The sequence below is a fragment of the Streptomyces sp. NPDC031418 genome, from assembly GCF_055581605.1.
In genome coordinates, this window is sequence record NZ_JBVIJC010000021.1 from 154,727 (window position 1) to 177,786 (window position 23,060).

The 23,060-nt window shown below is 73.2% G+C and carries 22 protein-coding genes; 16 read left to right on the top strand and 6 right to left on the bottom strand.

All coding sequences use genetic code 11. From position 1 onward, the window contains the following. The first annotated feature begins 154 nt into the window (after positions 1–154). Positions 155–1,171 carry a methyltransferase gene (locus ACZ5CZ_RS28910; RefSeq protein ID WP_468947194.1) on the top strand — a complete coding sequence of 339 codons (1,017 nt, stop codon included), beginning with the start codon at positions 155–157 and terminating at the stop codon, positions 1,169–1,171. 76 nt (positions 1,172–1,247) lie between these two features. Here the strand turns inward: ACZ5CZ_RS28910 and ACZ5CZ_RS28915 are convergent, their stop codons facing one another. From ACZ5CZ_RS28915 to ACZ5CZ_RS28925, 3 genes are read right to left on the bottom strand one after another with little or no spacing between them, the layout of a single operon-like run. Beyond that, a complete protein-coding gene (locus ACZ5CZ_RS28915) occupies positions 1,248–2,258 on the bottom strand; it encodes a methyltransferase (protein WP_385842196.1) in 1,011 nt (336 codons plus the stop codon). Further along, positions 2,255–3,745, bottom strand: a complete 1,491-nt coding sequence (locus ACZ5CZ_RS28920) for an MFS transporter (protein WP_468947196.1) — start codon at positions 3,743–3,745, stop codon at positions 2,255–2,257. The genes ACZ5CZ_RS28915 and ACZ5CZ_RS28920 overlap by 4 nt, the downstream gene beginning before the upstream one ends. A 42-nt stretch (positions 3,746–3,787) precedes the next feature. Continuing rightward, on the bottom strand, positions 3,788–4,816 hold the full coding sequence (locus ACZ5CZ_RS28925; RefSeq protein WP_385842193.1) for a methyltransferase: 1,029 nt from the start codon (positions 4,814–4,816) through the stop codon (positions 3,788–3,790). A 188-nt stretch (positions 4,817–5,004) separates the two neighbouring features. On the opposite strand from ACZ5CZ_RS28925, the gene ACZ5CZ_RS28930 reads away from it, so the two are divergent. The 8 genes from ACZ5CZ_RS28930 (at position 5,005) to ACZ5CZ_RS28965 (ending at position 13,194) form a co-directional block, all read left to right on the top strand. Then, the gene (locus tag ACZ5CZ_RS28930) at positions 5,005–6,204 is read left to right on the top strand and encodes a cytochrome P450 (RefSeq protein ID WP_385842192.1); all 1,200 of its coding nucleotides are present in this window, start codon (positions 5,005–5,007) and stop codon (positions 6,202–6,204) included. Between the two features lie 5 nt (positions 6,205–6,209). Then, positions 6,210–6,440: a ferredoxin gene (locus ACZ5CZ_RS28935; protein WP_385842191.1), complete on the top strand. Its 231-nt coding sequence runs from the start codon at positions 6,210–6,212 to the stop codon at positions 6,438–6,440. Continuing rightward, positions 6,437–7,834, top strand: coding sequence for an FAD-dependent oxidoreductase (locus ACZ5CZ_RS28940; RefSeq protein ID WP_468947199.1), 1,398 nt, complete (start codon positions 6,437–6,439; stop codon positions 7,832–7,834). The genes ACZ5CZ_RS28935 and ACZ5CZ_RS28940 overlap by 4 nt, the downstream gene beginning before the upstream one ends. A 35-nt stretch (positions 7,835–7,869) precedes the next feature. Beyond that, on the top strand, positions 7,870–8,727 hold the full coding sequence (locus ACZ5CZ_RS28945) for an LLM class flavin-dependent oxidoreductase (RefSeq protein ID WP_468947201.1): 858 nt from the start codon (positions 7,870–7,872) through the stop codon (positions 8,725–8,727). Beyond that, positions 8,727–9,938: an FAD-dependent monooxygenase gene (locus ACZ5CZ_RS28950; RefSeq protein ID WP_468947203.1), complete on the top strand. Its 1,212-nt coding sequence runs from the start codon at positions 8,727–8,729 to the stop codon at positions 9,936–9,938. The genes ACZ5CZ_RS28945 and ACZ5CZ_RS28950 overlap by 1 nt, the downstream gene beginning before the upstream one ends. A gap of 19 nt (positions 9,939–9,957) precedes the next feature. After that, entirely contained in the window at positions 9,958–10,809 is an 852-nt protein-coding gene (locus ACZ5CZ_RS28955) for an NAD(P)H-binding protein (RefSeq protein ID WP_468947206.1), read from the top strand. A gap of 103 nt (positions 10,810–10,912) precedes the next feature. Next, positions 10,913–11,599: a TenA family protein gene (locus ACZ5CZ_RS28960; RefSeq protein WP_385842186.1), complete on the top strand. Its 687-nt coding sequence runs from the start codon at positions 10,913–10,915 to the stop codon at positions 11,597–11,599. Further along, entirely contained in the window at positions 11,596–13,194 is a 1,599-nt protein-coding gene (locus ACZ5CZ_RS28965; RefSeq protein ID WP_385842185.1) for an FAD-dependent monooxygenase, read from the top strand. The genes ACZ5CZ_RS28960 and ACZ5CZ_RS28965 overlap by 4 nt, the downstream gene beginning before the upstream one ends. A 60-nt stretch (positions 13,195–13,254) precedes the next feature. On the opposite strand, the gene ACZ5CZ_RS28970 is transcribed toward ACZ5CZ_RS28965, so the two are convergent. Next, entirely contained in the window at positions 13,255–13,932 is a 678-nt protein-coding gene (locus tag ACZ5CZ_RS28970; protein WP_468947208.1) for a class I SAM-dependent methyltransferase, read from the bottom strand. A 12-nt stretch (positions 13,933–13,944) separates the two neighbouring features. Further along, positions 13,945–15,801, bottom strand: a complete 1,857-nt coding sequence (asnB, locus tag ACZ5CZ_RS28975) for an asparagine synthase (glutamine-hydrolyzing) (protein ID WP_468947210.1) — start codon at positions 15,799–15,801, stop codon at positions 13,945–13,947. Between the two features lie 172 nt (positions 15,802–15,973). Here asnB and ACZ5CZ_RS28980 point away from each other — a divergent pair, with 172 nt between their 5' ends. Next, a complete protein-coding gene (locus tag ACZ5CZ_RS28980; protein WP_385842182.1) occupies positions 15,974–17,035 on the top strand; it encodes a methyltransferase in 1,062 nt (353 codons plus the stop codon). Between the two features lie 90 nt (positions 17,036–17,125). Beyond that, complete coding sequence (locus ACZ5CZ_RS28985) at positions 17,126–18,328, top strand: cytochrome P450 (RefSeq protein WP_468947212.1); 1,203 nt, start codon at positions 17,126–17,128, stop codon at positions 18,326–18,328. Between the two features lie 7 nt (positions 18,329–18,335). Here the strand turns inward: ACZ5CZ_RS28985 and ACZ5CZ_RS28990 are convergent, their stop codons facing one another. Continuing rightward, entirely contained in the window at positions 18,336–18,779 is a 444-nt protein-coding gene (locus ACZ5CZ_RS28990) for a hypothetical protein (RefSeq protein ID WP_385842180.1), read from the bottom strand. 128 nt (positions 18,780–18,907) lie between these two features. Between ACZ5CZ_RS28990 and ACZ5CZ_RS28995 the strand changes: the two genes are divergently transcribed. The 5 genes from ACZ5CZ_RS28995 to ACZ5CZ_RS29015 all read left to right on the top strand — a co-directional run bounded on the left by ACZ5CZ_RS28995 (position 18,908) and on the right by ACZ5CZ_RS29015 (position 22,967). Next, complete coding sequence (locus ACZ5CZ_RS28995; RefSeq protein ID WP_468947214.1) at positions 18,908–19,519, top strand: PadR family transcriptional regulator; 612 nt, start codon at positions 18,908–18,910, stop codon at positions 19,517–19,519. Positions 19,520–19,602: 83 nt separating this feature from the next. Beyond that, entirely contained in the window at positions 19,603–20,286 is a 684-nt protein-coding gene (locus tag ACZ5CZ_RS29000; protein ID WP_385842177.1) for a TenA family protein, read from the top strand. After that, positions 20,283–21,488, top strand: a complete 1,206-nt coding sequence (locus ACZ5CZ_RS29005) for a cytochrome P450 (protein WP_468947216.1) — start codon at positions 20,283–20,285, stop codon at positions 21,486–21,488. Before ACZ5CZ_RS29000 ends, ACZ5CZ_RS29005 begins: the two co-directional genes overlap by 4 nt. Before the next feature lie 25 nt (positions 21,489–21,513). Further along, a complete protein-coding gene (locus ACZ5CZ_RS29010) occupies positions 21,514–22,194 on the top strand; it encodes an SDR family NAD(P)-dependent oxidoreductase (RefSeq protein WP_385842175.1) in 681 nt (226 codons plus the stop codon). A gap of 2 nt (positions 22,195–22,196) precedes the next feature. Beyond that, positions 22,197–22,967, top strand: a complete 771-nt coding sequence (locus ACZ5CZ_RS29015) for an SDR family NAD(P)-dependent oxidoreductase (RefSeq protein ID WP_385842174.1) — start codon at positions 22,197–22,199, stop codon at positions 22,965–22,967. Positions 22,968–23,060: the final 93 nt, after the last annotated feature.

Here is a 23,060-nt window from a genome sequence, read left to right on the forward strand (position 1 = left end):
GGATTCCTGGCCTCGCGGTCGGGCGCCGTCGGGTGCGGCGGCCGGGCCGCGGGCCTCCAGGGAGCTTCGAGGCCCTCTCCACGCCCTGCTGACAGCCTCTCAGGCCGACAGGTGCGGCGCCTGGCAGGCAGGCGTCCAGGAAGGAGTCCTCATCATGACGACCACGGCCCCGGACGTCGGCACTGCCGCCGGGATCCTGCGCCTCGGCAACGCGTTCTGCGACGCCAAGGCCCTGCTGACCGCCGTCGAGCTCGACCTGTTCACCCACCTGCACAACGCCCCGGGCGGATCGGCCGACGAGGGCGAGGTCAGGCAGGCGCTCGGGCTGCACGGACGCGGCCTGCGCGACTTCCTCGACCTGCTGGTGGCGCTGCGGATCCTGGAGCGCACCGACGGCCGCTACCGCAACGCCCCCGGCACCGAACGGCACCTGGTGCGCGGCGCCGACGAGTACATCGGCGGCTTCCTGCTGCGCTCCAGCCGCAACCTCTACCCGGCGTGGGGCCGCCTGGAGGAGGCCCTGCGCACCGGGCAGCAGCAGTCCGGCAGTCACTACGACGAGGTGACGCAGAACCCGGCGATCCTGCGCCAGTTCATCGGCAGCATGGACGCCTTCACCAACGTGCTCGGCGCCCAGCTGATCGAGGCGTACGACTGGTCCGGGCACGCCTCGGTGCTCGATGTCGGCGGTGCCCGCGGCAACCTCGCCTCGCAGATCGTCCGGGCCCGGCCGCACCTCGCCGGGCGCGTCTTCGACCTGCCCGAGATGGAGCCCTTCGCCAAGGAGCTGATCGAGGAGCTGGGCCTCGGCGGCAGGCTGGAGTTCCACGGCGGCAGCTTCTTCACCGACCCGCTGCCCTCGGCCGACGTGGTGATCCTCGGCCACGTCCTGCACGACTGGGACCCCGGACAGCGGAGCATGCTGGTCCACAAGGCCTTCGACGCGGTCAACCCCGGCGGCACCCTGCTGGTCTACGACCGGATGCTGGACGACGAGCCCGAGCACGCCGAGAACCTGGTGATCAGCCTCGACATGCTCCTCGTCACCGACGGGGGCTCGGAGTACCCGGCCGCGGAGATCGTCGGCTACGCCGAGCACGCCGGCTTCGCCCGTACGGAGGTCACGCCGCTCGGCGACTACGACACCCTGGTGGCCTGCTACAAGGCCTGACGGGCGGCAGGAGCGGCCCACGAGCACGGCAGCGCCCCCGGAGCAGGGCTTCCGGGGGCGCTGCCGTGCGTGGCGGTCAGGGCCTGCGGGCGACGACCAGGGTGTCGTAGTCGCCGAGCGGCCGGTGGGTGATGCCGGTGAACCCGGCCTCGCGGGCCTCGGCGGTCAGCTCCGCGACGGTGTACTCCGCGCCGCCGTCGGTGACGAGGAGCATGTTGAGGCTGGCGACCAGGTTCTCGGTGTCGTCCGCCCGCTCGCCGAGCATCCGGTCGTAGACCAGGACCGCCCCGCCGGGACCGACCGCGTCGAACGCCTTGCCCAGCAGATGGCGGCGTTGCGCGGGGTCCCAGTCGTGCAGGATGTGGCCGAGGATCACCAGGTCGGCCGGGGGCAGCGGGTCGCGGAAGAAGTCGCCGGGGTGGAACACCGCCGTACCGGTGCGGCCCCGTTCGGCCATGTGCTCGTGGAAGAACGGCTCCAGCTGCGGCAGGTCGAAGACATGCCCTTCCAGGCCGGGGTGTCGGGTGAGGATCTGGTCGAGCAGGCCGCCCCGGCAGCCGCCGACGTCGAGCACCGAGCGATGGCCGGAGAAGTCGTAGGCCTCGGTCAGCCGGGCGCCCAGGCCCTGGGTGAGCCCGTCCATCATCCGTACGAAGTTGCCGGTCGCCTCGGGGTCGTCGAGCATGCCCGTGTAGTCGGTGTGCGCCTGCGGCTCGCCGGTGCGCAGGGCCTCGGCCAGGTGCCCGTACACCGGGTACAGGTTGAGGTCCGAGCCGCGCAGGAAGCCGCCGATGAAGCCGGGCCGGCCGGACACCAGGAAGCGGGCGGCGCCCTCGGCGTTGCGGTAGCGGCGTGCGTCGTCGCGGCGCAGCAGGCCCAGCGCGGTGAGCAGGTCCAGGAAGTCGGCCAGGCCCCGCCCGTGCAGCCCGAGCCGCGCGCGCAGCTCCTCGGCGTCGGCCGGGCCCTTGTCCAGCACGGTGAACAGGTCCAGCCGGACCGCGGTGAGCAGCGCCTTCGCGTCGCAGAACCGGTTGCCGAGCCGGAGCAGGCCGGCCGCCGTGCCGGTGTCCCAAGCGGTCGCTGTCATGCCGGGTCTCCTTCGTGTGGGCGAGCCTGTGGCCCGGGGTCTTCCGGCGCCGGTCGGAGGGCGGCGCCGACGGGGAGCAGGAACACCAGCAGGAAGGCCGCCGCGAGCAGGCCCGTCTCGTACCAGAGCACCTGGGAGAAGGACGCGGAGAAGCCGCGGTGGCCCGCGAGCAGGCCGAAGAACAGCACGCCCAGCACGGCGACACCGGCGGCCGAGCCCAGCTGGTTGACGGTGTTGAGGACGCCGGACGCCGCCCCGGTGTCCCGGTCGGGCACCCCGGACAGCACCAGCTGGACCAGGGGGGAGGCCACCAGGCCCATGCCGAGGCCGGTGACCAGCAGCCACGGGGCGAGCTGCCAGGTGCCGGCGGACGGCCCGAGGTGCCGGACCGTCAGCAGCAGCGCGACCGTGCCGGCCGTCATGACGGCGATGCCGGCGGCCAGCACCACCCGGCCGAAGCGCCGGGTGGCCGTCGGGGAGACCGAGGAGGTGGTCATCGCGCCGAGCGCGTACGGCATCACCGCCAGACCGGCGGTGAACGGCGAGAAGCCCAGGCCGTTCTGGAGGTAGTAGGTGAAGGGGAAGAAGAACCCGGCCACCGCGGCGAAGAACACCGTCAGCAGCACCAGTCCCACGGTGAAGGTGCGCCGTTCGAACAGGGCGGGCGGCACCAGCGCGAACCCGTCCCGGCGTTCCTTGGCCCGCTCGTGCAGCGCGAACGCCACGGCGAGCGGGACGGAGCCGGCCATCAGCGCGAACGACCAGGCGGGCCAGCCCAGTTCGCGGCCCTGCACCAGCGGGAACAGCACCGCGAGCAGGGCCGCGGTCACCAGCAGGACGCCCAGGAGGTCAAGCCGCCTGGCCACGGGCGCCCGCGAGTCGCGGACGCAGCCGGCCACGCCCGCCAGCGCGACGAGCCCCACCGGCAGGTTGATCAGGAAGATCGGCCGCCATCCCAGCCCGAACAGGTCGGCGTTGATCAGGAGGCCGCCGAACATCGGGCCGAGCGCCGAGGACAGCCCGGACAGGGCGCCGAACAGCCCGAAGACCCGGGCGCGTTCACGGTCCGGGAACGCCACCTGGAAGGTCGACATCCCCTGGGTGACCACGAGCGCGCCGCCGAGGCCCTGAAACGCCCGGGACGCGATCAGGACGCCCGCGTTCGGCGCGACGCCGCAGCTCAGCGACGCCACGACGAACAGCACGATCCCCCACAGCAGGACGCGCTTGCGCCCCAGGAGGTCGCCGATCCGCCCCGCCGTCACCAGGCTGAGCGCGAAGGTGAGGGTGTACGCCTCCACCACCCACTGCAAGGTCGCCCCGTCGGCGTGCAGCTGCCGCTGGAGGCCCGGGAGGGCCACCACCACGATGGAGGTGTCGATCAGGTCCAGCGCCATCGCGACCAGGACGAAGACCGCGGCCCGCCACCGGGCCGGGTCGAGGTCGCTCGGATCGGCGAGGGCCACGGGGTCGGAAGAAGTCGTCATGCGGTTCTTTCGGTGGGGGCTTCCGGGGAGTGCGGGCGGAGGTCAGGACGCGGCCGGGGCGGCCTCCAGCGCGTGGTACTGGTACGGGCAGGGCAGCGGGGTGGTCGCGGTGAGCTCCAGACCGGCCGCCTCGAAGACCCGGCGGTACTCCTCCAGCGTCCGCTCCCGGCCGGTGGTCATCACCAGCATCTCGATGTCCGAGATGGCGGCGCCGAGCGCGTCGGCCGGGTCCGCGTCCGCGCCGTTCTCGGGCAGCACGGAACTGAACACCACCACGCGGCCGTCGGCGGGCAGCACCTTGCGGATGTTGCCGAGGATGCGCGCGCTCTCCTCGTCGTTCCAGTCGTGCAGGATGTTCTTCAGCAGGTACAGGTCACCGCCCGCGGGCACCGAGTCGAAGAACGAGCCCTCGGTGATGCCGCAGCGCTCCGACAGCCCGGCCTCGGCGAGCACGCCCGCGGTCTCCGCCAGCCCGTTGTCGGTGTCGAAGACGGTGCCGCGCAGCTCCGGGTTGGCCCCCAGCACGGCCGCGAGCAGGGTGCCGCGGCCACCGCCGACGTCCACCACGTGCCGGAACCGGGTGAAGTCGAAGTGCTCCACGATCGCCGGGGACTGCACGTCGCTGCCGCCGGTCATCGCGGCGTGGAAGGTTGCCGCCAGCTCCGCGTCCTTCTCGAAGTAGTCGAACAGCGGGGCGCCGTTGGCGATCTCGAACGCGGAACGCCCGGTGCGCACCGACTCCTCCAGCACCTCCCAGGCCCGCCACACCGGCGCCGCCGCGTGCATGTCGGACAGCGGCCCGAAGTGCTCGGCGACCGGGGTCGCCCGGTACCCGTCGGCGTCCAGCGAGAGCACCCCCGCCCGGACGGCGGCGTACAGCAGCCGGCGCAGGCTGCGCGGGTGGGCGCCCGTCGTCTCGATCAGCTCCTCGGCGGTGCGCGGGCCGTCCGCCACCGCGGCGAGGACGCCGAGGCTGTTCACGGTCGCGCCGATCTGGTGGAGGGCGAATCCGAAGGCCAGCGGCAGGTACTCCGCCGCGGTCGCCGGCTGCGTCGGGATCTGACTGCTCATTGCTCTCCCTCTGGTTTCCGTACGGAGGTGTACCGGGGGGAATGTCGCAGCGCCCGATGGAGTCTCGCTCGACCTGCGCTGGGCCGTACCGGCTCCGCGGTATTCGACCGCGCTTCGAGCGGGTCCCCAGGGCGGATGCGCACGCTGGCCCGGTCCGAGCAGTGCGCGCAGGAGAGGGCGGTTCAGACATGAGCGGCGATCGGTGCCCCGTCGGGTATCCCCTTCCATGGGCCCCCGCACCGGACATACCGGAGAGCTGGACGACGCTGCGCGAGCAGCCGCTGCTGGAGATCACGCTGCCCAGCGGCGAACCCGCGCTGCTGGTCACCCGGTACAAGGACGTACGGCGGCTCTTCGCCGACGAGCGGCTCAGCCGCAACACCTTCGGCCGGGCCTCCCGCGTCTCCGCCAGCAACGACCTGTTCGGCGACCCCAACATCGACAACGACCCGCCCCGCTATCTGACCGAACGCGCCGTCGTCATGCGGGCGTTCAGCGCGCGCCGGATCGAGGCGCTGCGCGCGGTGGTCAAGGAGATCGTCGGGCACCTCCTCGACGAGATGGCCGAGGGACCGCAGCCGGTCGACCTGATGGAGGCGTTCGCCTACCCGCTGCCGATCCTGGTGATCTGCCACATGCTGGGCGTGCCGCCGCAGGACCGGGCCAAGTTCCGCCGGCTGATCGACGGCTTCCTGTCCGTCTCCCGGCTGCCCGAGGACGAGGTCGAGGAGTGCCGGCGGCAGTACTGGGACTACCTGACCGAGCTGATCGACTCCAAGCGCGCGAACCCGGGCGACGACCTGATCAGCGAGCTGATCGAGATCAGCCGCGAGGACCCGTCGAAGCTGACCGACTACCAGCTCCAGCACTGGGTCAAGACCCTGCTGATCGCCGGCTACGTCACCACCGCCTCCCAGCTCGGCACCAGCATGGCGGTGCTGCTGCACCGGCCCGAGGTGACCGCCGAGCTGAAGGCGGACCTGTCGCTGGTGCCCTCGGCCGTCGAGGAACTGCTGCGCTACCAGATCATGGGCACCTCGCTGGGCACGCTGCGCTACGCCGTCGAGGACATCGAGCTGCTCGACGGCACCACGGTCATCCCCAAGGGCTCCACGGTGCTGCTCTCCCAGGAGGCCAACATGGACGCCGACGAGTTCGAGAACCCGCTCGAGCTGGACATCCGCCGCACGGAGAACCACCACCTGACCTTCGGCGCGGGCATCCACTTCTGCGCCGGCGCCGCGCTGGCCCGGATGGAGCTCCAGGAGGCCACCGAGGCCCTGCTGCGCCGCCTGCCCGGGCTGCGGCTCGCGGTGCCCGGCGAGGAGCTGAAGCGTCCGGAGGGTGGCTTCCTGGCCGGCTACGCCGAGATCCCCGTGAGCTGGTGACGGCGATGGGTTCCCTGCGTGTCTCCGCCGACCGGGAGACCTGTGTGACCAGCAGCCTGTGCGTCTACCGGCTGCCGCAGGTGTTCGACCAGGACGAGGAGGGCCGCGTCGTGGTCCTCGACGGCCGGCCCCCGGACACCCTCCGCGACGAGCTGCGGCGCGCCTGGCGCGGCTGCCCGACCCGCTCCATCCAGGTCGAGGGCCTCACCTCCGAGGAGAGCGACACCACCCCATGAGCAGCGAACCGCTGAAGCCTGCGTCCGGGGCCGGCGAGGCACCGGCCCCCGTCCCCTTCCGCGTCATCGTCATCGGCGCCGGCACCGGCGGCATGGCGCTGGCGCACGGGTTGCGGCGGGCGGGGTTCGACGTCGTCGTCTACGAGCGGGACCGGACCCGCAGCGCCGGACTGCACGGGTACCGGGTCGGGATCGGGCCGGACGGGAGCGCGGCCCTCAAGCAGGTGCTGCCCCCCGAGCTGTACGAGACGTTCAAGGCCACCTGCGCCCGCCCGCCGCGCCACTTCGTCATGCTCACCGAGCGGCTGCGCACCAGCATCGACCTGCCGCTGCGCCCCGCCGTGGACGAGGAGAGCGGCGAACGCTCGGTGAGCCGGATGACGCTGCGCCAGGTGCTGTTCACCGGCATGGAGGACGTCATCCGGTTCGGCAGGACGTTCACCCACTACGAGCAGCGCCCGGACGGCCGGGTCACCGCGTACTTCGCGGACGGCGGCGAGGACACCGGCGACCTGCTGGTGGCGGCGGACGGCGCCGGTTCCCGGGTGCGCAGGCAGTATCTGCCGCACGCCCGGGTCGAGGACGCCGGCATCGTCTCGATCGCCGCGAAGCTCCCGCTCACCGCGGAGTCCCGCGCGCTGCTCCCCGACGCCGTCGCCGACGGCATCGGCCTGGTCCTCGCCCCTCACGGGTACAGCTGCATCCTGCACACCATGGAGTTCCCGTGGGACCGGGACGGCCTGCTCAAGCACGGCATCGGCGGCAACGACGCCGACCTGGTCCGGCAGTGGCCGGGCCTGCTCTTCGACAACACCCGCGACTACGTCAACTGGGGCTTCTGGGCGTCCACCGACAAGTTCCCGCCCGACGTCCTCAAGCGGGACGGGCGCCAACTCGTCGATCTGGTCCGGGAGATGACGGCCGACTGGCACCCGAACCTGCGGGAGCTGTTCCGGCTCGCCGACCCGAGCACCTGCTTCCCCATCAACATCCGCACCTCGGTGCCCGTGCCCCAGTGGCCCACCACCAACATCACCCTCATCGGCGACGCCATCCACACCATGACGCCCGGCCAGGGCGTCGGCGCCAACACCGCGCTGCGCGACGCCGCACTCCTGACCCGCAGGCTCACCGCCTTCCGGGACGGCCGCGCCAGCCTGCACGACGCCGTCCGCGGCTACGAGACCAAGATGATCGACTACGGCTTCCAGGCCGTCCTCGCCTCCAAGGCCCAGACCGGCGGCGACCAGCTGATCCACCGGCCGTACCTCGGCCGGCTCGCCCTCGCCGCCCTGCGCGCCCAGCTCCACGTCGCGTCCCGGATCCCGTCCGTGAAGCAGCGGATGGCCGACGCGATGCACACCCGCCGCGGCGGCGACCGCGACGAGGACTGACCGACCGACGCACCGTCACCCGAGGAGGAACCACCGTGGACATCGGCGTTTGCCTGCCGATCGGCGTGCCCGGCGCCGAGGGCAGCCGGTTGATCGAGTTCGCCCGCCGGGCCGACCGCCTCGGCTTCAGCAGCCTGACCGTCACCGACCGTGTGGTGTACGACAGTTACGACAGCATCGTCGCCCTGGCCGCGGCCGCCGCGGTCACCACCCGGATCAAGCTGGTCACCGCCATCCTGCTGCCCGCCTACCGGCCCAGCGCCGTCGAGCTGGGCAAGCAGCTCGCCAGCCTCGACCGGATCTCCGACGGCCGCCTGGTCGTCGGTGTCTCCGCCGGCATGCGCGAGGACGACTACGCGGCCACCGGCACCGAGTTCCGCACCCGCGGCCGCCGCCTGGACGCCACGATCGAGGAGATGCGGCAGATGTGGGCGGGGGAGGGGCCGCACGCCGGCGTCGGACCCCGCCCGGTGCGCGGCGACATCCCGCTGTGGGGCGGCGGCCACTCCCCGGCCGGCCTGCGCCGGGCCGCCCGCCACACCATCGGCTGGATCTCGCCCGGCGGCCCGCCCCAGCGGTACGCCGAGCAGGTCGAGGCCTTCCGCAAGCTCTGGGCGGAGGAGGGCCGCGCGGGAACCCCCCGGATGGGCGCCAACTGCTACGCCGCGCTCGGCCCGAACGGCAGGGAGGACGCCCGCGCGCACATGCTCTCGTACTACGGCTACATGGGGCAGCTCGCCGAGCACCTGGCGAAGGGCGCCATCACCGAGGGCGAAACGCTCCGCGCGGTCGCCGAGGGCTACGCGGCGGCCGGCTGCGACGAGCTGTTCCTGCTCTCGGTCACCGCCGACCCCGGCCACCTGGACCTGCTCGCCGAAGCGGTCCTCAGCTGATGGCGCGGCTGCCCGGCACCGGGCGCAGCGCCGTCGTGGTGGGCGGCGGGATCGGCGGCCTGGCCGCCGCCGTCGGCCTGCACCGGACCGGGTGGCAGGTGACCGTCCTCGAACGCGCCCCCGCACCGCGCGAGGCCGGAGCCGGTATCTCGCTGCTCACCAACGCCCAGCGCGCGCTGGACCTGCTGGGCGTCGGCGACGAGGTACGGCGGCGCGCGGCGGTCATGGCGCCCGGCGGCGAAGGCCTGCGACTCGCCTCCGGGCGCCGCCTGCAACCCCCCGCCGACCCGGGCTTCCTGCGCGCGCACGGCCTCTCGCTGATCGTGCTGACCCGGCCGGAGCTGCACGCCGTGCTCCGCGCGGCCCTGCCGGACCGCGCCCTGCGCACGGGTGCCGAGGTCACCCGTGTCGTCGACCTGCCCGACGGGGTGCGGGCCGTGCACCGTACGGCCGTCGGCGAGCGGACCCTGCACGCCGACCTGGTCGTCGCCGCCGACGGAGCGTTCAGCCGGATCCGGCGCGCGCGCTGGCCACGGGTGGCGCCGCCGGTGTACAGCGGCCACAGCGTGTGGCGCGGCATCGCCGAGGGCGTGGACAGCGCGGCCGAGCCCGGCGGCAGCAGCTGGGGCCGGGGCCTGGAGTTCGGCCGTATGCCGCTCGGCGGCGACCGCGTCTACTGGTTCGCCGTCGCCAACACCCCGGAGGGGCTGCGCTTCCCCGACGAACACGCCGAGGTACGGCGGCGGTTCGGCCACTGGCACCACCCGGTGCCCGAGCTGATCGCCGCCACCCCGGCCGGCCGGGTACTGCGCCACGACGTCTACGAACTGGCCCAGCCGCTGCCCTCGTACGTCTCCGGGCGGGTCGCCCTGCTGGGCGACGCCGCCCACGCCATGACCTCCGACCTCGGCCAGGGCGCCTGCCAGGCCCTGGAGGACGCGGCCGTGCTGTGCGCGGCGCTCGCCGCGGACCCCGACGTCCCGGCGGCCCTCGCCCGCTACGACGAGCAGCGCCGGCCGCGCTCCCAGGAAATCGTCGAAGCCTCCCGGCGGATGGGCGAGTTCAAGCTCACCGAGCGCCGCTGGCGCATCCTGCGCCGCAACGCCCGGCTGCGTCGCACCCCGCCCACGGCGTCCCAGCAGGGCCTGGTGGCGGTCGGCGACTGGCAGCCCCCGCCCCTGCTCCCGGCCCCCCTGAGCGAGGCGACGTGACGCACGGACAGGAGTCGACGTGATTGTCGTGATCGGTGCCGGCGGTACCGTCGGGCGCGAGGTGGTCGCCGGACTGCGGGACGGCGGCCGGGCGGTGCGGGCGTTCGTACGGGACGCGAACCGGGTCCGGTTCGGGCCCGGTGTCGAGGTGGCCGTCGGGGACCTGGGGCGGCCGGAGACCGTGCGGGCCGCGCTGGACGGGGCCGAGGCCGTCTTCGTGGTGTCCGCCGGGCCGGACGCCGCCGCCCAGGAGGCGGTGGTCGCCGACGCGGTGCGCCGGTGCCGGGTCGGCCGGGTCGTGAAGCTGTCCTCGGTCGCCGCGGACGAGCCCGCCGCCGGTTCCTACGGCCGTGCCCACGCGGAGGCCGAGCGGGCGTTCGCCCGGACCGGCGCGGAGTTCACCGCGCTGCGCCCGGCCGCCTTCATGTCGAACGTCCTCCAGTGGCGGGCCTCGATCGCCGCCGAGGGGACCGTGTACCAGACGTACGGGGACATCCCGCGCGCGGTGGTCGACCCGGCGGACGTCGCCGCGGTGGCCGTCGTCTGCCTGACCACCGCCGGGCACGGCGGCCGGGTCCACCGGATCACCGGTCCCGAGGCGCTGACCGCGCCCCAGCAGGTTGCCCGCGTCGCCGCCCTGCTGGGCCGCCCGCTGAAGTACGTCGAGGCGCCCCGCGAGGCGGCGGCCGAGGCGATGGCGGCGGGCGGCCTGCCGGCCGCCTTCGCCGCCGGACTGCTCGACGCCCAGGCCGACCCCGACCCGCGCAGGGGCGGGGTGCCGCTGCCCACCGTGCGCAGCCTGACCGGGCGGGAGCCGGCCGGTTTCGACGCCTGGCTGACGCGCCACGAGCACCTGTTCACAGCGGGTTGACGCTCCGGTGGGACTCGAGCCGTTCTCGATCGACGTGGTCGAGTTTCGAGGGGAGCGACACCTGGTAGAACTCGCCCGACGGGGCAGGAGGGGGTTGAGTCCCATGGCATTCCGTCAGCGGTTACGGACCCGTGCCGAACCGCTCCTCGGGCAGGTGCGCGCCCATCCCTTCTGGGCGGGCCTGTGCGACGGCACCCTGCCGCCCGAGGCCCTTTGGCACTTCGCCGAGCAGGACTTCCGCTTCACCGTGCCCGCCTACGCGCGCGCCCTCGCCCGTACGGCATCCGTCGCCGAACTCCCCGCCCAGGGCGCGCTGCTGGCGGGCGCGGCCGGTGCGACGTTCGACTCGCTCGACCGGATGGCACGCGAACTCGACGTGCTGGCCGACCGGTTCCCGCACCTGAAGCCGGACGGCGGCATCAGCCGGGCGACGCTCGCCCACACCTCCTTCCTCACCGCGGTCTCGGCCACCTCCTTCGCGGCGGCGCTGGGCGGCCTGCTGCCGATGACCTGGTTCCACCAGCAGGTCTGCGTCGAACTGCGGCGGCGCCTGGTGCCGGGCACCCGCTACACGGACTGGATCGACCAGTACTGCCCGGGAGACGGCTTCGACGACTACGTCGAGGCCTACCTCGCGCTCGTCGACGACTTCGCCGCCACCGCGTCCGAGGCCGAACTCACCCTCCTGGAGGACGGTTTCCTGCACGGGGCGCGCTACGAGCTCGCCTTCTGCGAGGCGGCCTGGCGGTTGCACGACCGGGCCGAAACCACATCGGAAAGGAATGCATGAAAGTGACCCCGTACGACGAGACCGTGCCCGTACTGATCGTCGGCGGCGGCTATGCCGGGCTGGCGACATCGCTCTTCCTCTCGCACCAGGGAGTGAGGTCGCTGCTCGTGGACCGGCACGCCGGTGTGGCGGTCCAGGGGCGCGCCCGCGGCATCAACCCCCGTACGATGGAGATCTACCGGCCGCTCGGCCTGGAAGCGGAGATCAAGGAGGCGGGCCGTCCCTTCGACGCCGACTCGGGCGTCGTCCGCTGCGAGAACCTCAGCTCCGAGTGGCACTGGATCATGGCGCAGGACTCCCCGCGCGCGCTGCCCGAGTTCACCGCCGGCGAGTTCGGCATGGCCGACCAGAGCACCGTGGAGCCGGTGCTGGCCAAGCGCGCCCGCGCGAACGGCGCCGAGCTCCGGCACTACACCCAGTGCGTCTCGGTGGAGCAGGACGCGGACGGCGTCACGGCGGTGATCGAGGACCGCGGCACGGGCGAACGCCGTACCGTGCGGGCCGATTACCTGGTGGCCTGTGACGGCTACCGCGGCACCATCCGCGACGGCCTCGGCATCGCGCGGACCGGCCGCGGCACGATCCGCTCCTACGTCTCCTTCGTGATCAAGGCCGATCTGTCGGATCTGATCGAGAAGACCGCGCTGTTCTGGATCATCGGTGGCAACGGTGTCGCGGGTGGCTTCGTCACCCACGCCCTGCCGAACCACTGGGGCGTCGCGCTCACCTACGACCCCGCCGAGGAGTCCCCGGAGGACTACACCCTGGAGCGGTGCGCCGCCGCGGCCCAGGCCCTGATCGGCCGGGACGTGCCCGTCGAGGTCATCGACAAGGCCTCCTGGGAGGAGGCGGTCGGGGTCGCCGACCGCTACCGCTCCGGCCGGGTCTTCCTCGTCGGCGACGCCGCGCACGTGTGGCCGCCGGCGGGCGCGCTGGGCGCCAACTCGGCCGTGCAGGACGCCCACAACCTGGCCTGGAAGCTCGCCGCGGTGATCAAGGGGCAGGCCGGCGACGGTCTGCTGGACAGCTACGAGGACGAGCGGCGCGCCGTCGCCGTGGAGCTGGCCGACCTCACCGTGCGCAGCCAGGAGTCGCGGTTCGGGCCCACCCCGCAGGAGGACCCGCTGGAGCCGACGCTGTGCATCCTGGCCCAGCGCTACCGCTCCTCGGCGATGATCGGCGCGGAGCACACCGGTGTCATCGGCGAGCAGGTCGACCAGTACGCCAGGCCCGGCACCCGGGCGCCGCACCTGTGGCTCGACCACGAGGGCGGCCGCATCGGCGTGCACGACCTGTTCCACGACGCGTTCGTCCTGCTCACCGGGCCCTCCGGCGACGAGTGGAAGAGCGCGGCGGCAAAGGCCGCCGAGCAGACCTCGGTGCCCGTGCGGGCCTACCGGGTCGGCCCGGCCGCCTCCGGGGCCGAGCTGACCGATGTCGAGTCCGAGTGGGCGACCCGCTACCGCCTCGGCCAGGGCGGCGCGGTCCTGGTCCGCCCCGACGGCTATGTCGCCTGGCGCGGCGAGGAGCTTCCCGCCGATCCGGCGGCGGCACTCACCGACGCGCTCCGCGAGGTCCTGTCCGTCACCGCCTGACGCACGACGAGGGCGCCGGTCCCGCACGGGACCGGCGCCCTTGGTATTGCCTGCCGGACCTCAGCCGGCGGTCGCGCGGAACAGCGCGACCGCGCCGCGGATCCGCACCCGGTACTCCGGGAAGTACTTCGCCAGCTGGCTCTCCAGACCCTGGGGATCGTCGCCCTGGTTCTGGAAGTTGCCGCGCCGGTGCTGTTCGAGGAGCAGCTTGTGCGTGAGCCGGTTCATCGGCACGCCCTCGGCCAGCACGGTCGTACCGAACAGCACGCCGCCGGGGCGGAGCGTCTCTGCGACGTGCTTGAGGATGACGCCCTTGCCGTCCCAGCCGCCGGGGATGGTGTGGAACACCAGGTTCATGGCGGCCGAGTCGAAGTGCTGCGGGGGCAGCGGCAGCGGCTCCATCAGGTTGGCCCGGCAGGTCCGCGGCCGGTAGCGGGCGATCCGCGCCGCCGACATCTGGAGGCACTCCTCGTTGAGGTCGAGCAGGGTGATCTCCGGATCGGGGTCCGGGAAGCGGCACTTGTCGAGGAAGTAGCCGGTGCCGGGCCCGACGTCCAGGTGGCGCCGGCCGACGGAGGTGTCGTAGAGGCGGCGCATCACGTGTGCCGGGCAGCGCCACACCGCCGAGCAGAACAGTCCCAGCACCCACTTGTCGTAGATGGCCAGCTTCCCGCGGGTGTACACCTCCTGGGCGTGCGCGATGCGGGGGTCGAGCCGTTCGGACGCGAGGTCGGTCATACGGTTCTCCGTTCAGATCGCCAGTTCGATGCCGTAGTGGCGCAGCCAGGTGTTGAACTGGAGGGCCATCTCCAGGTGCATCCGGCTCGGCCAGTCGTGCGCGTCGCCGGGGTGGTCCAGCGTGCGCCGCACCGCCTCGTGGTTGAGGTACGGCTGGATCGGCGCGCTGTCGTCGGCGGCCAGGGCGGCCAGCTCCGCGTGCAGCATCCGGGTGTAGGCCGGGTCCTGGGTGACCGGCCACGGGCTCTTCTTGCGTTCCAGCACGGACGTCGGCAGCAGGTCCCGGGCGACGGCCCGCAGCAGGGACTTCTCCTGGCCGTCGAAGGTCTTGAGGCTCCACGGGGTGTTGTAGAGGTACTCCACCAGCCGGTGGTCGGCGTACGGCACCCGCAGTTCCAGGCCGTGCGCCATGGACAGCCGGTCGCCGCGGTCCAGCAGCATCGGCAGCCACCGGGTCAGGGTGAGGTGGCCGATGGTGCGCATCCGGGCTTCCTCGGGGCTCTCGCCCGCCTGGTGCGGCACCTGCGCGACCGCCTCGCGGTAGCTGTCGGCGTAGTGGCCGGCCATGTCCAGCTTCTCCAGGAAGCCGACGGCGAACAGGTCGCGCCCCTGGCCGCCCCGGTTGCCCGGGTGCAGTCCCTCGTTGACCACCCAGGGGAAGACGTCGGCGGCCACGCACTCCGGCTTGAACATCCAGTTGTAGCCGCCGAAGATCTCGTCGGCCACCTCGCCGACCAGCGCCACGGTCGAGTGCGTCTTGATCTCGCGCGCGGTCAGGTAGTTGGAGGTGTCCATGTCGCCGAGGGTGGACGGGGCGTCCTGGGCGAGCACCACGTTCAGCCGGGTGCCGGGGTCCATCAGGGCGTGCGGGTCGAGCCTGATGTTGACGTGGTCGGAGGAGACGTGCGCCGCGACCTCGGCCGCGTACGGCTCGTCGGGGGAGAACCGCACGTCGTCCTTGCGGAAGTTCTCCACATAGCCGTCGAAGGTGGTGACGAAGGTCCGGATCCGCTCGCCGTCCTGCTTCCACCGCCGGGCGGCGGCGACCGCGGTGACCGTGCTGGAGTCCAGGCCGCCGGAGAGCGCGGTGCACAGCGGCACGTCGGCGACCAGCTCGCGCTCCACGATGTCGTCCAGCAGATCGCGCACCGTACCCACGGTGGTCCGCAGGTCGTCGGTGTGCTCGCGCGCGGTCAGCGCCCAGTACGTGTGCTGCCGTGCGCCGTCCCGGCCGATGGTCAGCGTATGGCCGGGCAGCAGCTCCCGCATGTCCCGGAAGACGGCCCGGCCCGGCTGCTTGGCCACCGTGAACAGCTCGCGCAGGCCCTCCAGGTCCACCACCGGGCGGACCGCGGGGTGGGTGAGCAGCGCCTTGGGCTCGGAGCCGAACAGCACGCCCCGCGGGAGCGGGGTGTAGAACAGCGGCTTGACGCCCAGCCGGTCGCGCACCAGGACCAGTTCCTCGCGGCGCACGTCCCAGATGGCGAACGCGAAGATGCCCTCGAGGCGGGAGGCGAAGGACGGCCCCCACTCCAGGTACGCCTGGAGCGCCACCTCGGTGTCCGTCCGGGTGCGGAACCGGCGGCCCCGCGCCTGGAGTTCGCTGCGCAGCTGCTTGAAGTTGTAGACCTCCCCGTTGTGGACGATCACGGCCGCCGTACGGCCGTCCTCCTCCACCGCCAGCGGCTGCGCGCCGCCCGCCACGTCGATGACGGCCGTCCGGGTGTGCCCGAGCGCGGCGTGGCCGTCCAGCCACAGCCCCCGGCCGTCGACGCCGCGGGCGGCCAGGGCGTCGGTCATCGCCTCCAGCACCGGCCGTTCCCGCGAGAGGTCCTGTCCGAAGTCCACCCAGCCAGTGATGCCGCACATAGGCGTCCCCTTCATCGGTTGCGTACCGCCCCGAGCGTCCGGCAGCCGCTTCGAGTACTCCTCGACCGCCGGTCGAACCCGGCCGTCGCGACCGAGCACCGTTCCACCCGGATTCGAGCCGGCGCCGGGACGCTGTCGGCGGCCGGAGCCCCCCGACGAGAGGTGGACGAGGATGAACGCGCAGGACGGCCCTCCGCAGCCCGCGGGCATGGACGGATGGTTCGACCGCAGCCTGCCGCCGCGCCAGCAGGTGCTCGGATTCGTCTACGCGAAGTGGGCGATCGGCGCGCTGCGGGCGATGGTGGAGGTCAAGGTGCCCGACGCGCTGGCCGACGGCCCGCGCACGGTGGCCGAGCTGAGCGCCGCGACCGGCACCGACCCCGACGCCCTCTACCGGGTGCTGCGGGCCGTCGCCGCCGCCGGCGTGCTGCACGAGGGCGAGGACGGCCGGTTCGCGCTGCTGCCGGTCTCCGAGGGCCTGGTCTCGGACGCCGAGGGCGGCATCCGCGACATGTTCCTGTTCGCCACCGACCCGATGCTCTGGCGCCCCTACGAGGACGTCGCGCACACCCTGCGCACCGGCGGATCGGCGTTCACGCACGCCTTCGGGCTGCCGTTCTACGAGTACACGAAGGCCAACCCCGACAAGGCCGCGGTGCTGGACCGGGCGATGCTCCAGAACCGCTACCCCGGCACGGAGCGCATCTTCGACGAGTTCGACTTCGGCAGGTTCGCCAGGATCGCCGACGTGGGCGGCGGCCGCGGCCACTTCCTGGTCGAGCTGCTGCGCCGCAACCCCGGCACCACGGGGGTGCTGGCCGACCAGCCGCACACCGTCGCCGAGGCCAAGGCGGTCTTCGACGGCTCCGGCGTGGAGGACCGCGTCACCATCGCCCCGATCGACTTCTTCGCCGCGGTGCCGTCCGGGTGCGACGCGTACTTCATCAAGAACACGCTGCACAACTGGGACGACGACAAGGCCGTGCTCATCCTGCGCAGCATCCGCGCGGCGATCGGTGACACCGGCGCCCGGCTGCTGATCGTGGAGAACCTGCTGCGCGGCCCGGGCGAGTGGGACATCGGCAAGCTGATCGACGTCGAGTCGCTCGCCGTGCTCGGCGGCCGGGAGCGCGGCCGCGCGGAGTGGAACCGGCTGGCCGCCGACGCCGGGTTCGCCCCGGCCAACGATCCCGCGCCCGGCGACGTCGCCCTGCTGGAGTACCGGCCGGTGTGACGAGCGGCTCCGCGGCCCCGGCCCGCCGGAGGCCGGGGAGCGGACCACCACAGGCTCGAAGGCTCAGAGGTTCAGAGGACAGGTGTGCCCATGTCGATGCCGCTTCCCGACCCGATGACCCTGCCGGCGCGGCGCGGTTGCCCGTTCGACCCGCCCGAGGAGTACGCGCGGCTGCGCGCCGAACGCCCGATGAGCCGGCTGCGGCTGCCCGGCGGCCGGGTCGGCTGGCTGGTCACCCGGTACGAGGACGTGCGGGCCGCGCTGGCGGACCCGCGGACCAGTCCGCCGCTGATCCAGGTCACCCCGGCGACCGAACTCCCGCTCCCCGAGGACGAGCTGGACGTCCCGCCCGGGGTCTTCTCGGCGCTGGACCCGCCGGAGCAGAGCCGCTACCGGCGGCAGGTGAGCCGCTACTTCACCCGCAAGCGCTGCCGTGAGATCACGCCCCGGCTGGAGCAGATCATCGACGAGCAGCTGACCGGGATGATCGAGCACGGCTCGCCCGCCGACCTGGTCGAGTGGTTCGCGCAGCCGATCCCGACCCGGGTCATCACCGAGATGCTCGGCATCTCCGAGGCGGACCGCCCGGACTACCAGCGCTGGATCCTCGCGATGCTGTCCCTGGACACCGCCGAGAAGCCGCTGCGCGAGGCCCGGGACGGGCTGTACGGCGGCCTCGCCGAGCTGGTCCGGGACCGCAGGGACCGGCCCCGCGACGACATCCTCAGCGACCTGCTGCACGGGGCCGCCGCGCTGACGGAGGAGGAGGTCGTCGGGATCGGCGCGCTGCTGCTGATCGCCGGCCTGGAGACGACCGCGAACATGCTCGGGCTCGGGGCGTTCGCGCTGCTCCAGCACCCCGGCCAGCTCGCGGCGCTGCGGGCCGACGAGAGCCTGTTCGACACCGCCATCGAGGAGCTGCTGCGCTATCTCACCATCGTCCAGTTCGGGCTGACCCGGACCGCGCGCGAGGACCTGGAGGTGGCCGGGCAGACGGTGCGGGCGGGCGAGACGCTGATCCTCTCGCTCGCCTCGGCCAACCGTGACGCGGCCGTCTACACCGCCCCGGACGAGCTGGACCTGACCCGCGACCAGGCGCCGCACCTGGCCTTCGGCCACGGTGTGCACCAGTGCCTGGGGGCCCAGCTGGCCCGGTTCGAGATGAAGCTGGCCTTCGGCGCGCTGCTGCGCCGGCTGCCGGGCCTGCGCCTCGCCGTCCCGGCGGAGCTGGTCCCGACGGCCGGCGAGGACAAGGTCTTCCACGGGGTGCACTCGCTCCCCGTCGCCTGGTAGCGGCGCCTCAGCCGCGCGACGGGTCGTCCACGGTGGTGTGCCGGTGCTCCTTGAACGCGCGCCGGGCGTCGTCCAGGTACTCCCGGGACAGCATCGCGGACACGATGGCCACGCCACCGCGGTGCACCCGGATCTCGCTGTCGGTGGCGGTGCCGTACAGGTGGATCCGGCGGCCGGTCTTGCCGGAAGGACCCTGGGCGTCCTTCAGCCGGCCCTTGGCGGGCCAGGTGACGTCGCCGTCGTCCAGGACGTCACCCTCGCCCACCAGCAGCTTCAGCGTGCTGTGCCGCAGGTCCACGGTGATCTGCACGTCCTCGGGAACCTCCGGGGCGCGCAGGTCGAGCACGACGCCCGCGTCCCGGCCGCGGACGTCGAAGGTGTCGGCGGCCGTCCACTTGCCCAGCCGCTTGGTCACGGTGCCACGGGCGTGGATGCGCTCGGTGGTGGTCATGTCGGTGGTCCTCTCCCTCGACTGGTCGTGTCTTCCCGATGCCGTCTCGCTGTCTTGCCCGGCACCATGATGGTTGCACAGAAACTAGTTTCAACGCAACTAGTTACGGTGGGACGTACACTGTGCGCATGTCCGCCTCAGCGCCGCGCAGTTCCCCGCTCGCCCTGACCGTCCTGTCGCTGCTGCACTACCAGCCGCTGCACCCGTACGGCATGCAGCGGCTGATCAAGGAGTGGGGCAAGGACCAGGTCGTCAACGTCAGCCAGCGCACGAGCATCCACCGGACGATCGAGCGGCTGCTCGCCGCCGGGCTGGTCGAGGTGCACGAGGTGGAGCGCGACGAGCAGTACGCCGAGCGCACCGTCTACCGGGTCACCGAGGAGGGCCGCCGGGTCGCCCGCGCGTGGCTGCTCGACATGCTCGGCACGCCCAAGCCGGAGTACCCGCAGTTCCCCGTCGCGCTCTCCTTCGCGCTGATGCTCACCCCCGAGGAGGCGCTGACCGTCCTCGACGACCGCGCCGCCGCTCTCTCCCGCACCGTGGACGCCCTGGACGCGGCGCTCGCCGACGCGGACGACGACGGACTCGGCCGCGTCATCTGGCTGGAGACGGAGTACCAGCGCGCCATGGCCGCGGCGGAGCTGCGCTGGCTCACCGCCGTCACCGACGACCTGCGCTCCGCCCGTCTGCGCTGGTCGTGGGAGGAACTGACCGCCCTCGCCGGACCCGGAGCCGGCTGACCGGTCGAGAGCGGCACCAGCCTCCTTCGAGCGCGCGTCACTACCGTCCCGAGCCGACGGACGACGCGGCGAGAGGGAGAGCGATGCGGCAGGAGCTCCGCGAGATCTGCGCACCGGTGCTGCACGAGGTGCTGAACCATCCGTTCTGGACCGGGCTGCGCGACGGCACGCTGCCCGCCGCGGCGCTGGCCCGGTTCGTCCACCAGGACACCGCGTACCTGCTGCCCGCCTACGCCCGCGCGCTGGCCCGCTGCGCCGCCGACGCCCCCGACGACGCCGGGGCCCGCCTGTTCGGCCAGTCCGTGGTCGGCACCCTGGACGCCCGCGACGGCCTGCGCGCGGCCTATGCCGACCTCGCCCCCGGCCTCGGCCTGCCCGGGCCGGACGCGGCCGAGGAGCCCGTCGCGCCGGCGGTGGCGGCCCACGCCGCCTTCTTCACCACCTCCGCGGCCTCCTCGTACCACGCCGGCGTCGGAGCGCTGCTGCCCATGGTCTGGTTCAACGCCGAGGTCTCCGACCACCTGCGCGACCACGCCGTACCCGGCAGCCGCTACCTGCCCTGGATCACCGCCTACCACCCCGGCGAGTCGTACCGCTTCGCCGTCGAGGCGTTCTCCGAGCTGGCCGACCGGCTCGCGGAACGGTCCACCCCCGCGCAACGCCGCGTGCTCACCGCCCACTTCGCCCTCGGCATCCGCCACGAACTCGCCTTCGCCGACGCCTGCGCCGCACCCGCCGCGCAGCCGGCCGGAAGGGGTGCGCAATGATCGTCCACCACCTCGACCTGATGGACCCGAAGTCCTTCGCCGACGGAATCCCGTACGAACACTTCCGCCACCTGCGCGACGTCGCCCCGGTCAGCCGGGGCACCGACACGGACGGCGAGCCGCTGTGGCACGTGGTGCGGCACCGGGACGTCTCCGCCGTCTCCCGGGACGCGCGGACCTTCTCCTCCAGCCCCACCACCATGACCTCGATCCGCAAGGTCGACCCGAGCCCGCCGATCATCACCTTCCTGGACGCCCCCGAGCACACCCGGGTGCGCAAGCTGACCTTCAAGGTGTTCGCCCCCGCCCGGCTGGCCGCCCTGCGGGACCCGATCCGGGCCATCGTCGACTCCCTCCTCGAAGAGGCCCGGGAGAAGGGCGAGTTCGACCTCGCCGAGGACATCGCCCTGCGCCTCCCCTTCGAGGTGCTGCTCGAACTGCTGGACATCCCGCACGAGGACCGCGCCACCATGCTCGACTGGGCCCGCCGGACCGTGAACCTCGGCGACCAGGAGTACGGCGACGACGCCGGGCCCGACCCCTTCCAGCAGATCCACGCCTACCTGCACGACTTCGCCCACCACCGGGCCGCCCACCCCGCCGACGACTGCTTCTCGCTGCTGCTGGGCGCCCGGCTGAACGGCGCCGAACGGCTCGGCCTGCCCGACCGGCTCACCCCGGACGAGGTCGGCCTGTTCGCCTCCACCCTCATCACCGCGGGCATCGAGACCACCTACTGCTCCGTCACCGGCGGCGTCCTGGCCCTGCTCGACCACCCCGACCAGCTCGCCCGGCTGCGCGCCGACCGGGACCTGCTGCCGAGCGCCGCCACCGAGGTGCTGCGCTGGGTCACCCCGGTCACCCACTTCGCCCGGCGGGCCGTCACCGACACCGAGATCGCCGGGCAGCCGGTGGCGGCGGGGGAGAAGGTCGTCGTCTGGTACAGCTCCGCCAACCGCGACGAGCGGGTGTTCACCGACCCCGACCGGTTCGACCTCGGCCGCGCGCCCAACCCCCAGCTCAGCTTCGGCGGCGGCGGACCGCACGTGTGCATCGGCAACGGCCTGGCCGTCCTGGAGCTGCGCGAGTTCCTGGACGGGGTCGCCGACCTGCTGCCCCGGCTGGAACTCGTCGAGGCCCCCGCCCGCCCGGAGACCAACTTCATGAACAGCGTCAAACACCTGCGCGTGCGCCTGCACTGACCGGCGCCGGACCCCAGGAGCCTCCATGACCACAGGCACCGCCCTGATCACCGGCGCCAACCGCGGCATCGGCCGCGCCGTCGCCGCCGAACTGCACCGCCGGGGCCTGGACGTCGTACTCACCGCCCGCGACCCCGAGCAGGCCCGCGCCGCCGCAGAGGAGCTGGGCACCCGCTGGACGGACCTCGACACCACCGACCCGGACAGCGTCGCCCGCGCCGCGAAGACCGTCGGCGCGCCGGACATCCTGCTGTGCAACGCCGGGGTGCTGCTCGACGCGGGCACCGAGCCCCTCGCCGTACCGCTGGAGCTGGTCGAACGGACCCTGCGGGTGAACCTGCTCGGCACCTGGCGGGTGCTCCAGGAGTTCCTCCCCGCCATGATCCGGCGCGGCAGCGGCCACGCCCTGGTCGTCTCCAGCGGCACCACCGCGGAGTTCGGCGGCCGGCTGTTCCCCAAGACCCCCGGCTACTCGCTGTCCAAGAGCGCGCTCAACGGCCTCACCACCATGCTCGCCGCGACCACCGAGGGCACCGGCGTCCGCGTCAACGCCGTCAACCCGGGCCGCGTCCGCACCCGCATGATGCCGGGCCCGCACCAGCCCCCCGAGCAGGCCGCCCGGTACATCGCCGATGTCGCGACGCAGCCGCACGGCGGCCCCACCGGGCGCTTCTTCGCCGAACACTCATCCACCTCACGGGAGTAGCCATGCGATTCGACCTGACCGGCAGAACCGCCGTGGTCACCGGAGCCGGCAGCGGAATCGGGCTGGCCTGCGTCCGCGCCCTCGCCGAAGCGGGCGCGCGGGTGCTGGGCGGCTCCCGTACCGTTGGCCCCGAGCTGCGCGCCGCCACCCCGTACACCCGCACCGTCGACCTGGCCACCGAGGACGGCGCGCGGGACCTGGTCGGGCACGCGCTGGGCGAGTTCGGCGGCATCGACATCCTGGTCAACAACGTCGGCGGCGGCGTCAAACTGGCCGCGGGCTTCCTCGACATCGACGACGACACCTGGCGCGAGGCGTTCGGCCTGAACGTCCTCACCGCGGTCCGCACCACCCGGGAGGCGCTGCCCAGCCTGGTCGAGCGGCGCGGCGCCGTCATCAACATCGGCTCGGTCAACGCCACCCTCGCCGACCCGCGCCTCGGCCACTACTCGGCCGCCAAGGCCGCGCTCGCCAGCGTCGGCAAGTCGCTGGCCGCGGAGTTCACCCCGCTGGGCGTCCGCGTCAACACCATCTCGCCCGGCCCGGTCCGCACCCGGGTGTGGACCAACCCGCAGACCGCGCGCAGCGCCGGACTCACCCCCGAGGAGTTCATCGAGGCCGTCCCGAAGATGACCGGCCTGGCCACCGGCCGCATCATCGAACCCGAGGAGGTCGCCACCCTGGTGGTCCTGCTCGCCTCCGGGAAGGTCCCGAGCATCACCGGCTCGGACTACACCATCGACGCCGGGATGAGCCGTCCGGCCCTGCGCTGATCCGCCCTGCCCCGCTTGCCCCGACGCGCCCCCGCCCCCCCCCCGGGGCCGGGGGGGGGGGGGGGGGGGGGGGGGGGGGTTCGGGGGCGGAAG